Origin of the sequence: Microbacterium aerolatum (assembly GCF_007988825.1) — a bacterium.
Taxonomy (GTDB): domain Bacteria; phylum Actinomycetota; class Actinomycetes; order Actinomycetales; family Microbacteriaceae; genus Microbacterium; species Microbacterium aerolatum.
In genome coordinates this window covers 179,594-193,283 of sequence record NZ_BJUW01000001.1, presented here as the reverse complement: position 1 = coordinate 193,283, position 13,690 = coordinate 179,594, and the positions used below count along the sequence as shown (strand labels likewise).

12 protein-coding genes are annotated in these 13,690 nt (G+C 68.3%); 7 read left to right on the top strand and 5 right to left on the bottom strand.

The window, feature by feature from the left end:
• Window positions 1–66 precede the first annotated feature (66 nt).
• The gene (locus MAE01_RS00875; protein ID WP_017203224.1) at window positions 67–315 is read left to right on the top strand and encodes a WhiB family transcriptional regulator; all 249 of its coding nucleotides are present in this window, start codon (window positions 67–69) and stop codon (window positions 313–315) included.
• Between the two features lie 113 nt (window positions 316–428).
• Here MAE01_RS00875 and MAE01_RS00870 read toward each other — a convergent pair whose 3' ends face one another.
• Window positions 429–1,913 carry a sensor histidine kinase gene (locus MAE01_RS00870; RefSeq protein WP_147037666.1) on the bottom strand — a complete coding sequence of 495 codons (1,485 nt, stop codon included), beginning with the start codon at window positions 1,911–1,913 and terminating at the stop codon, window positions 429–431.
• A gap of 29 nt (window positions 1,914–1,942) precedes the next feature.
• Window positions 1,943–2,329 carry an Rv3235 family protein gene (locus MAE01_RS00865; protein ID WP_147037665.1) on the bottom strand — a complete coding sequence of 129 codons (387 nt, stop codon included), beginning with the start codon at window positions 2,327–2,329 and terminating at the stop codon, window positions 1,943–1,945.
• A 125-nt stretch (window positions 2,330–2,454) separates the two neighbouring features.
• Between MAE01_RS00865 and MAE01_RS00860 the strand changes: the two genes are divergently transcribed.
• Window positions 2,455–3,051: a hypothetical protein gene (locus tag MAE01_RS00860; protein WP_147037902.1), complete on the top strand. Its 597-nt coding sequence runs from the start codon at window positions 2,455–2,457 to the stop codon at window positions 3,049–3,051.
• 3 nt (window positions 3,052–3,054) lie between these two features.
• Here MAE01_RS00860 and MAE01_RS00855 read toward each other — a convergent pair whose 3' ends face one another.
• A complete protein-coding gene (locus MAE01_RS00855; RefSeq protein WP_147037664.1) occupies window positions 3,055–3,339 on the bottom strand; it encodes a helix-turn-helix domain-containing protein in 285 nt (94 codons plus the stop codon).
• Window positions 3,340–3,437: 98 nt separating this feature from the next.
• On the opposite strand from MAE01_RS00855, the gene MAE01_RS00850 reads away from it, so the two are divergent.
• Together MAE01_RS00850 and MAE01_RS00845 are read left to right on the top strand one after the other, a co-directional pair.
• Window positions 3,438–4,058, top strand: a complete 621-nt coding sequence (locus MAE01_RS00850; protein WP_147037663.1) for an SAF domain-containing protein — start codon at window positions 3,438–3,440, stop codon at window positions 4,056–4,058.
• On the top strand, window positions 4,055–5,338 hold the full coding sequence (locus tag MAE01_RS00845) for a CpaE/TadZ family protein (protein WP_147037662.1): 1,284 nt from the start codon (window positions 4,055–4,057) through the stop codon (window positions 5,336–5,338). Before MAE01_RS00850 ends, MAE01_RS00845 begins: the two co-directional genes overlap by 4 nt.
• Here the strand turns inward: MAE01_RS00845 and MAE01_RS00840 are convergent.
• Window positions 5,229–6,455, bottom strand: coding sequence for a pyridoxal phosphate-dependent aminotransferase (locus tag MAE01_RS00840; protein WP_147037661.1), 1,227 nt, complete (start codon window positions 6,453–6,455; stop codon window positions 5,229–5,231). The genes MAE01_RS00845 and MAE01_RS00840 overlap by 110 nt on opposite strands.
• Window positions 6,456–6,500: 45 nt before the next feature.
• A complete protein-coding gene (gene secA / locus MAE01_RS00835) occupies window positions 6,501–9,272 on the bottom strand; it encodes a preprotein translocase subunit SecA (protein WP_147037660.1) in 2,772 nt (923 codons plus the stop codon).
• 191 nt (window positions 9,273–9,463) lie between these two features.
• Here secA and MAE01_RS00830 point away from each other — a divergent pair, with 191 nt between their 5' ends.
• From MAE01_RS00830 to MAE01_RS00820, 3 genes are all read left to right on the top strand, one after another.
• Window positions 9,464–10,066, top strand: coding sequence for a PadR family transcriptional regulator (locus tag MAE01_RS00830; protein ID WP_147037659.1), 603 nt, complete (start codon window positions 9,464–9,466; stop codon window positions 10,064–10,066).
• Window positions 10,063–10,785, top strand: a complete 723-nt coding sequence (locus MAE01_RS00825; RefSeq protein WP_147037658.1) for an ABC transporter ATP-binding protein — start codon at window positions 10,063–10,065, stop codon at window positions 10,783–10,785. The genes MAE01_RS00830 and MAE01_RS00825 overlap by 4 nt, the downstream gene beginning before the upstream one ends.
• A 185-nt stretch (window positions 10,786–10,970) precedes the next feature.
• Window positions 10,971–13,649, top strand: coding sequence for an FtsX-like permease family protein (locus MAE01_RS00820; protein ID WP_229718298.1), 2,679 nt, complete (start codon window positions 10,971–10,973; stop codon window positions 13,647–13,649).
• Window positions 13,650–13,690: the final 41 nt, after the last annotated feature.

The following is a 13,690-nucleotide window of genomic DNA, read 5'->3' as shown; positions in this document are numbered from 1 at the left end:
ATCGCCGCTCGTAATGGAGCCTTCGCATCGCGAACGCTCACCGATCATCCACACCGAGGAGCCCCCATGGATTGGCGCGACAAAGCTGCCTGTTTGACCGTCGACCCCGAGCTGTTCTTCCCCGTCGGGAACACCGGCCCCGCCGTCGACCAGATCGAGAAGGCGAAGACTGTCTGCGCCACCTGCACGGTGACCGAGATCTGCCTGCAGTACGCCCTGGAGACCAGCCAGGACTCCGGCGTCTGGGGCGGCCTCTCCGAGGACGAGCGCCGCGCCCTCAAGCGCCGCGCCGCACGCGCCCGCCGCGCAAGCTGAGAGCCGGAGATCCCGAGTCGGTTGGTTTCGACTCGGCCCGCTTCGCGAGCCTCGCTCAACCATGAGTCGAATCGCGTCAGGTCCGCTTCGCGGACGAGACCCGACTCGACTCATCACCGGTTGAGCCATCGGAGCGGGATGTCGATCGACACCTCCGTGCCCTCGCCCTCGGCTCCGCGCCACTCGATGCTCCCGCCCAGCTCCCCCTGGATCAGGGTTCGGATGATCTGCGTGCCCAGGCCCTGACCGACGCGTCCCTCCGGCAGACCGTGCCCCGAGTCGCGAACCGACACATGCAGTTTGTCCTCGGTGCGCGCGGCGTCGATCGTGACGGTGCCCTCCTTGCCGGCGAGGCCGTGCTCGACAGCGTTGGTGACGACCTCGGTGAGCGCCAGCGCGAGCGGCGTGGCGTATTCGCTGGGCAGCACGCCGAACTGCCCGGTCGACTGCGTACGCGCCCTGGTGTTGGGTGCCGCTGCGACCTCGGCGACGAGCTTGAGCACCCGATGGAAGACCTCGTCGAAATCGACCTTCTGCGTGAGCCCCTGCGCGAGCGTGTCGTGCACCACGGCGATGGCGTCGACCCGTCGCATGGCCTGGGTCAGGGCATCCCGCGCTTCGTCGGAGTGCGTGCGACGCGCCTGGATGCGCAGCAGTGAGGCGACGGTCTGCAGGTTGTTCTTCACCCGGTGATGGATCTCGCGGATCGTCGCATCCTTGGTGATGAGCTCCTGCTCCTGGTGCCGCAGCTCGCTGACGTCGCGGCACAGGATGATCGCGCCGATGCGCGTGCCGTGATCCTTGAGCGGGATCGCGCGCAGCGACACGGTGACGCCGCGCGCCTCGATGTCGGTGCGCCACGGCGCGCGGCCCGTCACCACGACCGGCAGCGACTCGTCGACCTGACGGGTGGCCGGAAGGATGCGCGTGGTCACCTCGGCGAGCGACTCGCCCTCCAGCTCGTCGTCGAAGCCCATCCGGTTGAACGCCGAGAGCGCGTTGGGGCTGGCGAACGTGCTGATGCCGTCGACATCGATCCGGATGAGCCCGTCGGAGGCTCGGGGCGCACCGCGGCGCGGAGAGGTCGGTGCGGCGAGGTCCGGGAACTCGCCGGAGGAGATCATGCGGAACAGGTCGTTCGCGCACTCGTCGAACGTGATCTGCTGACGCGACGGCGTACGCACCTCACCGAGATTCGTGTGCCGGGTGACGACGCCGATCACGGGCGGGGCCTCGCCGTCCTTGCGTCTGGCACGCACGATCGGCACCGCGCGCACCCGGGTCGGGGTCTCCTCGAACCAGTCCGGGGACGACGAGTCGACGATCTCACCGGAGTCGAAGGCGCCCTGCACCTGAGTGCGCCACTGCGGACGCACCCGCTCCCCCACGATGTCGCGGTAGAAGAGTGTCGCCGCGCCGCTCGGCCGGGTGTGCGCCACCGCGACGAACGAGCCGTCCTCGGTCGCGACCCAGATCACGATGTCTGCTGAGGCGAGGTCCGCGAGCAGCTGGCCGTCGCCTGCGAGACGGTGGAGCCATTCGACGTCCTCGTCGTTCAGGCAGCCCTGGGCATGGACGAGATCACTGAGGGTTGACACCCTTCAAGACTAGTCAGCGCGCACGGCTGTCAGAGCACGGCGAACGACGTGGCGCGCCAGCGGTGGTCCAGCCCTTCCAGCCGGATCGCGACCGCCCTGGTGCGACCGGGGCCCGCCACGACGACGACCGCCTCCACGATGCCGTCAGCGGGCGTCGTCTCGTGGATCGACAGCACGTCGAACACGGGTCTCGCCGGGGCCGTGCCCCGCGCGCTGCGGGCACGGGCAGACAGGTTGGCTCGCGCGCCGAGCCTTCGGAACGCCTCTTCGCTGAACCAGCGCGCGAGCTGATCGATCTCGCGCACGCCGGCGAAGACCTCGAGCACTCCCTGAGTGAGACTTCGCAGCAGCGGCTCGGGGTTGGGCAGGTCCGATGCGGGGGTGGGCTGCGGTGCGAAATACTCTTGAAGCGTCATCATCGTCACTCTCGGTACGTGGTGCGTGCCAGTACAGCACGGGCGCACACGCGCTCGCCGGGCTGTTCGCAGAAGATGTGGATAACTCGTACGCGGCCCGCTGCGTGTCCCGTACTCTCATCCGTGTGCACTGGGATCGCCTTTTCGAGGACCTCGAGGGTCAGCTCGCCGCCGAGTGGGAGGCGGAGCGCGCGGCGCTGGATGCGGAGTCCGAGCGACTGCGCATCTCGAAACTAACCCTGCGCACCCGGCTGCTCCTGCTGCAGCAGAACGACGCGCCGGTGACCGTCAGGCTGTCGGGCGGCGAGCATCATTCCGGCCGCCTGCGTGCGGTGGGAGCGGACTGGATCGCCGCCCAGCCGGTCGAGGGCACGAGCGCGCTGATCGCGCCGATGGCGTCGGTGACGGGCGTCGAGACCCACCACGGCGCACTCCTGGACACGCTGGAGGACGTCACGGTCGCCGCGGACGGCCTTCGCGAGCGCATGACGCTGGGATTCCTGATGCGCGACTTCGCGCGGCGCCGGCTGGCCGTGCGGGTGGCCCTGACCGACGGCGACGTGCTGCACGGCACGATCGATCGCGCTGGACAGGATCATCTGGATCTCGCCGTGCACGATGCGGGCGAAGCCCGCCTCGCCGGCGCCGTGCGCGCGTTCCGGATCGTGCCGTTCACGACGCTGCGCTGGCTGCGCACCGCGGGCTCCGCGATCTCTGCGTGACTCCTAGGGATGCTGCGGGCCGCGCCCCTGCGGACCCCACACTTCCGGGAAGCTCGCCTCATCGGCCTGGCGCCACAGCGCCATCCGCCGCGCCTGCTCGGTCTGCTCGGCCAGGTAGTCGGCGATGCTCGTCTCCTCCACCCGCCAACGGGCCGGAGAGCCCAGCTTTGCGCCGCGCAGATGGCCGGACATCACCAGACTGATCACCTCGTCGACGTCGATGCTCAGCAGCTCGGCGACCTGCGCGGGCGCGAGGAAGCGAGGAGCAGACGCGGGCGAATCGGCCATGGCTCCATTCTGGCTGCGCTGCCCACCCACCCCGCACCACTCGCCCGTCCTGTGGATAACTTCCGCCTCGAGTCGGTCGATTCTGTGACGATGAGGGCATGACGACGAAACCGCGTGCCCGGCGCGCATTCTGGGGTGATATCCGGTTCCTCATCGGCATCGCCCTTGTCATCCTCTCCATCGCCGGCGTCTGGCTCATCGTGTCGTCCTCGCGCGAGACGACGCCGGTGCTGCAGGCCAACCGCACGATCACCCAGGGCGAGGCGCTGACCTCCGATGACTTCCAGGTCGTCGAGGTGAGCCTCGGCGCCGTCGCCGACGGCTACCTGGCGCCGCAGGATCTCGTCGCGGGCATGATCGCCGCACGCACGGTCGAGAGCGGCGAGCTGCTTCCGGCAGTCGCCACGGCGGATGCGCAGAGCGGCCGCACCACCAACATCGTGATCGACAGCAGCGTCGGCATCCCGGAAAAGGTCGAGAGCGGCACGCCCGTCGAGCTCTGGTACGCGCCTCGGCTCGAGGACGACGGCGAGTTCGACGTGCCGCGCATCCTCGCCGCCGACGTCGTCGTCGCCTCGATACCGGAGACCGACGGCATGCTCACGCAGCGCAGTGCGGCTGTCGAGATCGTGATCGACCGCGCCGACGTCGCCGACGTGCTCGCCGCGATCACCAGCGGTGCCGCCCTTTCGATCGTCCCGCTCGGAACCGGCTCATGACCTCGGCCCTGATAGCCCTGCCCGAGGAGCGCGGCAGTGTGCTCGGAAGCGAGCTCGAGCGCATCGGCGTCCACGTCGTCGGAGTCGTCGACGTGTCGGAGATCGCGCCCGCCCTGCTTGCAGAAGCCGACGTGCTCATTCTGCCGGCGACACGCGCCGCTCTGAGCGCAGACCTGGTGGCAGCCTGCGACCGCGCCGGGGTGCGCATCGTCACCCTCGGTGTCGGCGAGACGCGCCTGCTCAGCCGATACGGACTGCCCGAGGCGCTGCCCGAAGATGCCGACGTCTGGCGGATCGCCGACGCGCTGTCCGCGGAGACACCGCCAATCGCCGCGCGGCCGGTACCGGCACGCCGCAGGATCGTCGCAGTGTGGGGTCCGCACGGCGCACCCGGCCGCTCTACCATCGCGATCCAGTTGGCGCTGGAACTGGCTCGCACCGGGCGCCGCTGCGCCCTGATCGACGCCGACACCGTCGCCCCGTCGCTCGCCCTGCTGCTCGGCCTCGGCGACGATGCCCCCGGTATCGCCGCAGCCTGCCGACGTGCGGAGCTGGGCGGGCTGGATGCCGCCGAGCTCAGCCGCGTCGCCGTCGCCATCGAGACCAGCGCAGGCGCCGTGGACGTTCTCGCGGGCCTGAACCGTCCGTCTCGCTGGCCGGAGCTCTCCGCCGACCGGTTGAGCACGACGCTCGGCGTGTGCCGCGACTGGGCCGAGGAGACCGTGATCGATGTGTCAGCGGCCTTCGACGCCTACGAAGAGGTTTCGGACGACCTGTCCGGCCCCCGGCGTCATGCCGCCACGACCGCCGTGCTGCGCGAGGCCGATGTCATCGTCGCCGTGACCGGCGCCGACCCCCTCTCGGTCTCGCGCTTCCTCCGTGACCACGCCGAACTCCGAGGACTGGTGGGGCCGGCCGCCCGGATCGCCGTCGTCGCCAATCAGGCGCGGCCCGGTCCGCTGGGAATCGACGCGCGTGGGCAGATCAGACGCGCGCTCGAGCGCTTCGCGGGGATCACGGACGTGACCTTCCTGCCCCACGATCAGCGAGCGGCCGATGCCGCCCTGCTGCACGCGCGCCCGATGGCCGATGTCACACCGCGCTCGGCGCTGGTCGCGGCGGTGCGGCGGCTGGCCGAGCATCTCGAGCCCGCCCGGCCGCGCACCGCGGTCACTGCCGATAGTCGGCGAGGAAGTTCCCGAGCCGTTCGATGGCTTCGCCCAGCACGCGGGGTTCGGGCAACGTCACGACGCGGAAGTGATCCGGAGTGGGCCAGTTGAACCCGGTCCCCTGCACGAGCAGGATCCGCTCGGCGACCAGCAGGTCGTAGACGAACTTCTCGTCGTCGTAGATCTCGTGGACCTCGGGATCCAGACGCGGAAACGCGTACAGCGCGCCCTGAGGCTTCACGCACGATACCCCCGGGATCGACTCGAGTCCCTGCCAGGCGATGTCGCGCTGCTCGTGCAGACGCCCGGACGGCGCGATGAGCGAGTCGATCGACTGCACGCCGCCGAGTGCGGCCTGCACCGCGTGCTGCGCGGGGACGTTCGGGCACAGCCGGGTGGAGGCGAGCAGCGTGATGCCCTCGAGGAACCCCTTCGCGTGCTGCTGCGGGCCCGTGATGACCAGCCAGCCCGACCGGAATCCGGCGACGCGGTACGTCTTGGAGAGCCCGTTGAAGGTCAGGCACAGCAGATCCGGCGCGAGCGTCGCCGTTGGGATGTGCACGGCATCATCGAACAGGATGCGGTCGTAGATCTCGTCGGACAGGATCAGCAGTTCGTTCTCACGGGCGATCTGCACCATCCCCTCCAGCACCTCGCGCGAGTAGACCGCGCCGGTCGGGTTGTTGGGGTTGATGATGACGATCGCCTTGGTGCGCGGTGTGACCTTGGACCGGATGTCCTCGAGGTCGGGCTCCCAGCCGTTCTGCTCGTCGCAGAGGTAGTGCACAGGGGTGCCGTCCGCGAGGCTGGTCATCGCCGTCCACAGCGGGTAGTCGGGAGCCGGGATCAGGACTTCGTCGCCCTCGTCGAGCAGAGCCTGCATGGTCATCGTGATGAGCTCGGATACTCCGTTGCCGAGATACACGTCATCCGGACCGAAGGAGGGGAAGCCCGGGGTCTGCTCGTAGCGGCTCACGACCGCTCGGCGAGCGGAGATGATGCCCTTGCTGTCGCTGTATCCGTGCGCGGTCGGCAGCGCGGCCAGCATGTCGTGCACGATCTGGTGGGGTGCTTCGAACCCGAAGATGGCCGGATTGCCGGTGTTGAGCTTGAGGATGCTGTGACCGTCGGCCTCCAGGCGCGCCGCCTCTGCCGGAACCTTTCCACGGATCTCGTACAGGACGTTCTTGAGCTTCGACGACTGGTCGAAGTGGCGCGACTGGGTCATTGAGAAAGCCTACCGGCATTCACCGGCAGGCTTTCTCAACGTGCCTCAGCGCTTCTTCTTGCCTGCGGCCCGTCGCTGCTCGCGGTTCTGCGGGGTCTGCGCCGGAGCATCCGTGCGCTGGCCGAACGCGCCACGCGGGGCCTGCTCGCCGCTCGCGGCCTCCGCATCCGGCGCCGCCTGCTTGACCTGGCCGCGGTCGTTGCGCACCTCGACCTCGCCCGCATCGTTCGGCGCGGAGTATTCGAGCCGCTGTTCGCCGCCACCGGTGACGAGGCCCTTCGCCTCGACCTCGGTCGCCTCGGAATCGGGGGCACGACGCACCTCGACCTCGAGGTTGTAGAGGTAACCGACCGACTCCTCCTTGATCTGACTCATCATGGACTGGAACATCGCGAAGCCTTCGCGCTGATATTCGATGAGCGGGTCGCGCTGCGCCATCGCCCGAAGGCCGATGCCGTCCTTGAGGTAGTCCATCTCGTAGAGGTGGTCACGCCAGCGGCGGTCGAGGACCTGCAGCACCACGCGGCGCTCCAGCTCACGGGTGGCCGCTTCGCCGAGCGTCTCCTCGCGCTTCTCGTACGCGATCTTCGCGTCCGAGAGCAGCTCGCGGGTCAGCCCGTCGGTCGTGATGCCGCCCTTGCGGCCGCGCCCCTCGGCGACGACCTCGTCGATCGTGACGCTGACCGGGTAGAGGGTCTTCAGCTCAGTCCACAGCGCATCGAAGTCCCAGCTCTCGGTGTGACCCTCGCCGGTGTGGTCGGTGACGACGCCGGTGATGGCGTCCTCGATGAAGTGCTGCACCCGGTCCGCGATGTCGTCGCCGTGCAGGATCTGACGGCGGTCGGCGTAGATCGCCTCGCGCTGGCGGTTGAGGACGTCGTCGTACTTCAGGACGTTCTTGCGCATCTCGGCGTTGCGCGATTCGACCTGCGACTGGGCGCTGCGAATGGCGCGCGAGACCAGGCCCGACTCGATCGGCACATCATCCGGGAAGTTCGTGCGAGCCAGGATCGCCTCGGCGGCGCCGGACTGGAACAGCCTCATCAGGTCGTCAGTGAGGCTGAGGTAGAAGCGGCTCTCTCCGGGGTCGCCCTGTCGGCCCGAGCGCCCGCGCAGCTGATTGTCGATGCGCCGCGACTCATGACGCTCCGTGCCGAGCACGTACAGGCCGCCGGCTTCGGTGACCTTCGCGCTCTCCTCGGCGACGACCTCCTTCATGGCCTCGTACGCCTCGTCCCAGGCGGCCTCGTACTCCTCCGGCGTCTCGGCCGGGTCGAGCCCCTTGGACTTGAGCTCCTGCACGGCGAGGAACTCGGCGTTTCCGCCGAGCATGATGTCGGTTCCGCGGCCGGCCATGTTGGTGGCGACCGTGACGCCGCCGAGGCGGCCGGCGCGGGCGACGATCTCGGCCTCGCGCGCGTGGTTCTTCGCGTTCAGGACCTCGTGCTTGATGCCCTTCTTCGCGAGGAGTCGTGAGAGGTACTCGCTCTTCTCGACGCTCACGGTGCCGACCAGAACAGGCTGACCGGTCTCGTGGCGTGCGGCGATGTCCTCGACGACCTGCGCGAACTTCGCCGTCTCGTTCTTGTAGACGAGGTCGGGGTTGTCCTTGCGGATCATCGGCCTGTTCGTCGGGATCTGCACGACGCCGAGCTTGTACGTCGACATGAACTCGGCCGCCTCGGTCTCGGCTGTACCGGTCATGCCTGCGAGCTTGTCGTAGAGGCGGAAGTAGTTCTGCAGGGTCACCGTGGCGAGGGTCTGGTTCTCGGCCTTGACCGGAACGCCCTCCTTGGCCTCGATGGCCTGGTGGATCCCCTCGTTGTAGCGGCGTCCCACCAGGATGCGGCCGGTGTGCTCATCGACGATCATGACCTCGTCGTTCATGACGACGTAGTCGGTGTTCTTCTTGAACAGCGCGAGCGCCTTGATCGAGTTGTTCAGGAACGAGATCAGCGGCGTGTTCGCCGATTCGTACAGGTTGTCGATGCCGAGGTAGTCCTCGACCTTCTCGATGCCGGGCTCGAGCACGCCGATCGTGCGCTTCTTCTCGTCGACCTCGTAGTCCTCGCCGGCCTCGAGCGTGCGTGCGATCTTCGCGAACTCGGTGAACCAGCGGTTCGCCTCACCGGAGGACGGACCGGAGATGATCAGCGGGGTGCGCGCCTCGTCGATGAGGATCGAGTCGACCTCGTCGACGATGGCGAAGAAGTGCTCGCGCTGGACAAGGTCCTCCTTGCGCCAGGCCATGTTGTCACGCAGGTAGTCGAAGCCGAACTCGTTGTTCGTGCCGTAGGTGATGTCGGCGGCATACTGCTCGCGGCGGACCGCGGGCGTCTGACCCGACACGATGATGCCGGTGGTCATGCCGAGCGCGCGGTAGACGCGTCCCATCAGCTCGGCCTGGTAGGACGCGAGGAAGTCGTTGACGGTGATGACGTGCACGCCCTGACCGGCGATCGCGTTGAGGTAGGCGGGGAAGGTGGCCACCAGGGTCTTTCCCTCACCGGTCTTCATCTCGGCGATGTTCCCGAGGTGGAGCGCCGCGCCGCCCATCAGCTGCACGTCGTACGCACGCATGCCGAGGGTGCGCTTGGCTGCCTCACGCACCGCGGCGAACGCCTCGGGCATGAGCTGATCGAGCGTCTCACCCTTCTCGAAGCGCTCGCGCAGCTCGGTCGTCTCGTTCGCGAGCTCGTCGTCGGTGAGCTTCTCGAAGTCCTCCTCGAGCGCGTTCACGGCCTTCACGACCTGGTTCAGGCGGCGGAGGACGCGGCCTTCGCCCGCGCGCAGCAGCTTCTCAAGAGGATTCGCCACTTAAGTCATCTCCCTTTTGTGGGTCAATCCCAGCCACCCAGATCGGGCTTCGGTGCCGGGCATACCTCGCCATGTTACCGGCCGGTGACCTTTGCGTCGTCTGCGTACGAACACGCCGCAGCGGCCGGATCTGGTGCCGGCTGACCATTTCCGTGTATATATTTACTCAGCAATCATTTCAGGAGGTCGCATTGTCCGTTCGCCAGAGCCTGCTCGCCATCCTCGACCAGGGGCCCTGCTACGGCTACCAGTTGCGGGCGGAGTTCGATCGCCGCACCGGTTCCACGTGGCCACTGAACGTCGGCCAGATCTACAACACCCTCGAACGCCTCGAGCGGGACGGTCTGGTCGAGCGCGGGGAACCTGACGATCAGGGCCACGTGTACTGGCAGATCACGGATGCCGGATCCGCCGAGGTCGCGCAGTGGCTCTCCTCCCCCGTCGTCCGCACGCAGGCGACCCGCGATGAGCTGGCGATCAAGCTCGCCGTGGCCGCCACCCTTCCCGGAGTCGATGTCACGGCGGTCATCCAGGCGCAGCGACGCGCGTCGCTCTCACACCTGCAGAGCATGCAGCGCGCGAAGTACGCCGGCGGCGACCCCGAAGGTTCGGCAGAGCTCGCGTGGTCGCTGGTGGTGGACTCGATGATCTTCGCCGCCGAGGCCGAGGTGCGCTGGCTCGACCACACCGAGCAGCGGCTTGCGCCGCATCCGGATCACGCGATGGGACTCGAACTCGCGACAGAGCGCCCGAAGCGCGGGCGTCCCGCGAACCAGGAGGCGACGGCGAGATGACCGAGACGATTCTGCAGCTGGTCGGCATCACGCAGCAGTACGGACAGGGCGCGACTGCCGTCTCGGCACTGTCGGGCGTAGACCTAGAAGTCCGGCAGGGCGAGCTCGTGGCGATCATGGGCGCGTCCGGCTCGGGCAAGTCGACGCTGCTCTCGGTCGCCGGAGGCCTGGCGACGCCGACCGGCGGTGAGGTGATCATCGAAGGCTCGTACCTCAGCGAGCAGTCCCGCGCCGAGATCGCAAGGCTCCGCCGCCGATCGCTGGGGTTCGTCTTCCAGGACTTCAACCTCATCCCCACTCTCACCGCGCTCGAGAACGTGACGCTCCCGCTGGAACTCGACGGCTTCCGCGGGCGCGTGGCCCGTCGTGCGGGTAAGGACGCTCTCGCATCCGTGGGCCTGGCGGACAAGCTCGCCTCCTACCCCGACGATCTCTCCGGAGGGCAACAGCAGCGCGTCGCGATCGCCCGCGCCGTGGTGGGCGGGCGGCGCCTCATCCTCGCCGACGAGCCGACCGGTGCGCTGGACTCCGTCACCGGCGAGATGGTGCTGCGGATGCTGCGAGCGCGTGTGGACGCCGGCGCCGCGGGGATCCTCGTCACCCACGAGGCTCGGCACGCGGGGTTCGCCGATCGTGTCGTGTTCCTGCGCGACGGGCGCATCGTGGACGAGGCGAGGCATGAAAGTGCCGAAAGCCTCTTGAGCGGCACCGCGCGATGAGTTCGACACTCGAGAAGCGAGGCGGCCGGCCCGGACCGACCGCCACGCCTGCACGCACGAAGCGGAGAACCGGCACGTACCGCGCCCGGTGGCGAGTCGCCTCTCGTCTCGCACGCCGCCAAGTGCGGCGCACGGTTTCATCGAGCATCCTGATCGCTACGCTGATCGCCCTTCCCATCGCCGGGATGGCGGCATTCTCTGTCGTCGTGTGGAGCACAGTCTCGACGCCCGAGGAGTCGGTGCGCGCCGAGCTCGGTCAGATGGAGGCGTGGGTGCAGCCGGTCGGAGTGCCGGATGCTGGATTCTGGCAGTCGCCGACCGAGCCCGGGTGGAACGGTTATCCATTCCAGAACGATCAGATGACCATGCCGGAGGGCGACCCGCTGCCGGATCCCGTCACCGCGCTCCCCTCCGGAACCGAAGCGATCGCGGTGACCGAAGGCCAGGTCCGGGCGGAGACAGCGACAGGCCTGGCGTCGCTGCCGGCGTGGGACGGCGAGGTCTGGGACTCCCGGTTCCAAGGTCGATTCGATCTCGTCGACGGGCGGATACCCGCAGCCGCCGATGAGATCCTTGTCACCCCGGCCGGGCTGGAGCGTTTCGGGATCACGATCGGTGATGACATCGAGCTCGACGCGTCCAGCGCAACCTTCACCGTCGTGGGGACGATGACCGCGGTGTCCACGCCCTCGACGCAGACCGCTCTCTTCCTTCAGTCCGACACCCTGACCGGCGCGACGAAGTGGTTCCTGCCTGACGACGCCCTGAGCTGGGGAGATGTCCAGGCCCTCAACGAACAGGGGGTCGTCGCGTACTCGCGCGAGGTCGTGCTCGATCCGCCGCAGGCGACGGAGTCGGACGATTGGGTGACGTTCAGTTCAGGCGACGGCGCCGTGCAGGGCTACGTCATGATGCTGGGCGCCGCCGGGCTCTTCGCCGCATACGTCGTGGTCATGCTCGCCGGTGCCGCCTTCTCGGTCGCGGCTCGACGTCAACAGCGATCACTCGCGGTCGCCGCGAGCGTCGGAGCAACCGGCGCAGACCTCAGGCGGACCATCGTCCTGCAGGGCACGGTTCTCGGAGCCGCCGGAGGTGTGATCGGGCTCGCCCTCGGCGTCGGCCTCGCGGCGCTCGTGATGTGGCTCACCGACGACGGCTCCGGCACCCGCTACTGGGGCTTCCATGCCCCTTGGGCGGTGCTTGCCTGCATCCTGATCTTCTCGGTCCTTGTGGGAACGGCATCGGCCGCGATCCCGGCACGCTCTGTCGCGCGCTCCGACACGCTGAGCGCACTGCGAGGCGCACGACGACCGCAGACCCCACAGGCTTCGCGGCCGATCTGGGGCTCGATCATCCTCGTCGTGGGCGTGGGGCTCACGATCCTGAGCGCTCTGGCGATGGCATCGATCAATGCGATCGCCTACACGGAGCTGGCGGCCGATTCGCCTCTTCGAGTGATCCCGCCATCCGGAATCGTGATAGGCCCGATCCTCGTGCAGATCGGCATCCTGCTCTCCGGACGCTGGCTGCTCTGGCTCGCCTCGCGCGTGCTCTCGCGCATCGGACTCGCCGCGCGCCTGGCATCGCGGGATGCCGCAGCCAACGCCTCGCGCACGGTTCCCGCGTTCGCGGCGATCGGAGCGACGGTGTTCATCGCGGTCTTCGCGATCTCGCAGTCGGCGATGCAAATGGGCAACTCGAATCGGAACTGGTTCTACCAGGGCCCCGTCGGCTCGCTGTCCGTGGAGTTCTACCCGAACGGGAACGGGATCGTCATGCCAGTGAACGCCGAGCAGGCCGACGACGCGGCTGACGCCGCCCTGGAACTGGTCACGGATGCCGGCGCGACGAGCGTCGGAGTCATCCGGAGCCAGTCGGACACCGGTTACTACTCCTCGCCGCAAGACGTTCCGGCCGAGGATCACTGGATCATCGCAGTGATGCCCGAGGAGTACCTGATCGACCCGACGACGGAGATGTCGTACCGATACACCGGGCAGTGGCCGATGAATCCGATCTCAGTGGTTGAACCCGGCGCACTGTCGACGGTTCTCGGCATCGATCTCTCCCCCGCTCAGCTGAGCGCCTTCCGCTCCGGAAGCGCGCTCGTCGCCGATGAACGCTGGGTCACCGACGACACCATCGACGTCGCGTCATGGACGGCCCGCGAGTCATATGAGGGACGTGTCCCGGACAATGTCTGGCAGCGCCAGCCCGAGCAGCCTCCCGCCGCGGAACCGCAGTGGCAGCAGGCGATCGACGCGATCGTGATCGATGCGTCCGATCAGCCGCTGGCGATCGTCATCTCTCCCGAGACCGCCGACAGGCTCGGGATGGTGATCCAACCGGTCAAGGTCATGGCTGCTCTCGCGCATCCGCTCGAGATCGATGACGTCGACCGCGTCTATTCGCACGCCACGCTCCTGAGCACCTCTGACGTGGCTCTCTCGCCGTCCTATGAGCGCGGCCCGTCCGACGACATGTTCTGGATGTTCCCGATCCTCATCGGCGTTGCGGTCCTCGTCCTGGGCGCATCCGCAGTCGCGCTCGGTCTTGCACGATTCGAGCGGCGCCCCGACGACGCCACGCTCACCGCGGTGGGCGGCACCCCGGGGCTCCGCAGACGGATCGGCTTCTGGCAGGGTCTCATCATCGCCGGGTTCGGCACGATCGCCGGAGCCGCCGCCGGTGTCCTGCCCCCGATCGGCTTCGCGATCCAGTCTCGGGGCGACCTCGTCGTCTCCGACGTGCCGTGGCTTGCCCTGGCTGCCCTGGCGTTCGCCCTGCCGCTGCTCATCGCCGCAGTCTCCTGGCTCATCCCGCCACGCACGCCTGAGCTCACCCGCCGCACGGTGATCGCCTGATCCACAGCGCGCGCATGGCGTACGGAAAGTAGGATCGATCC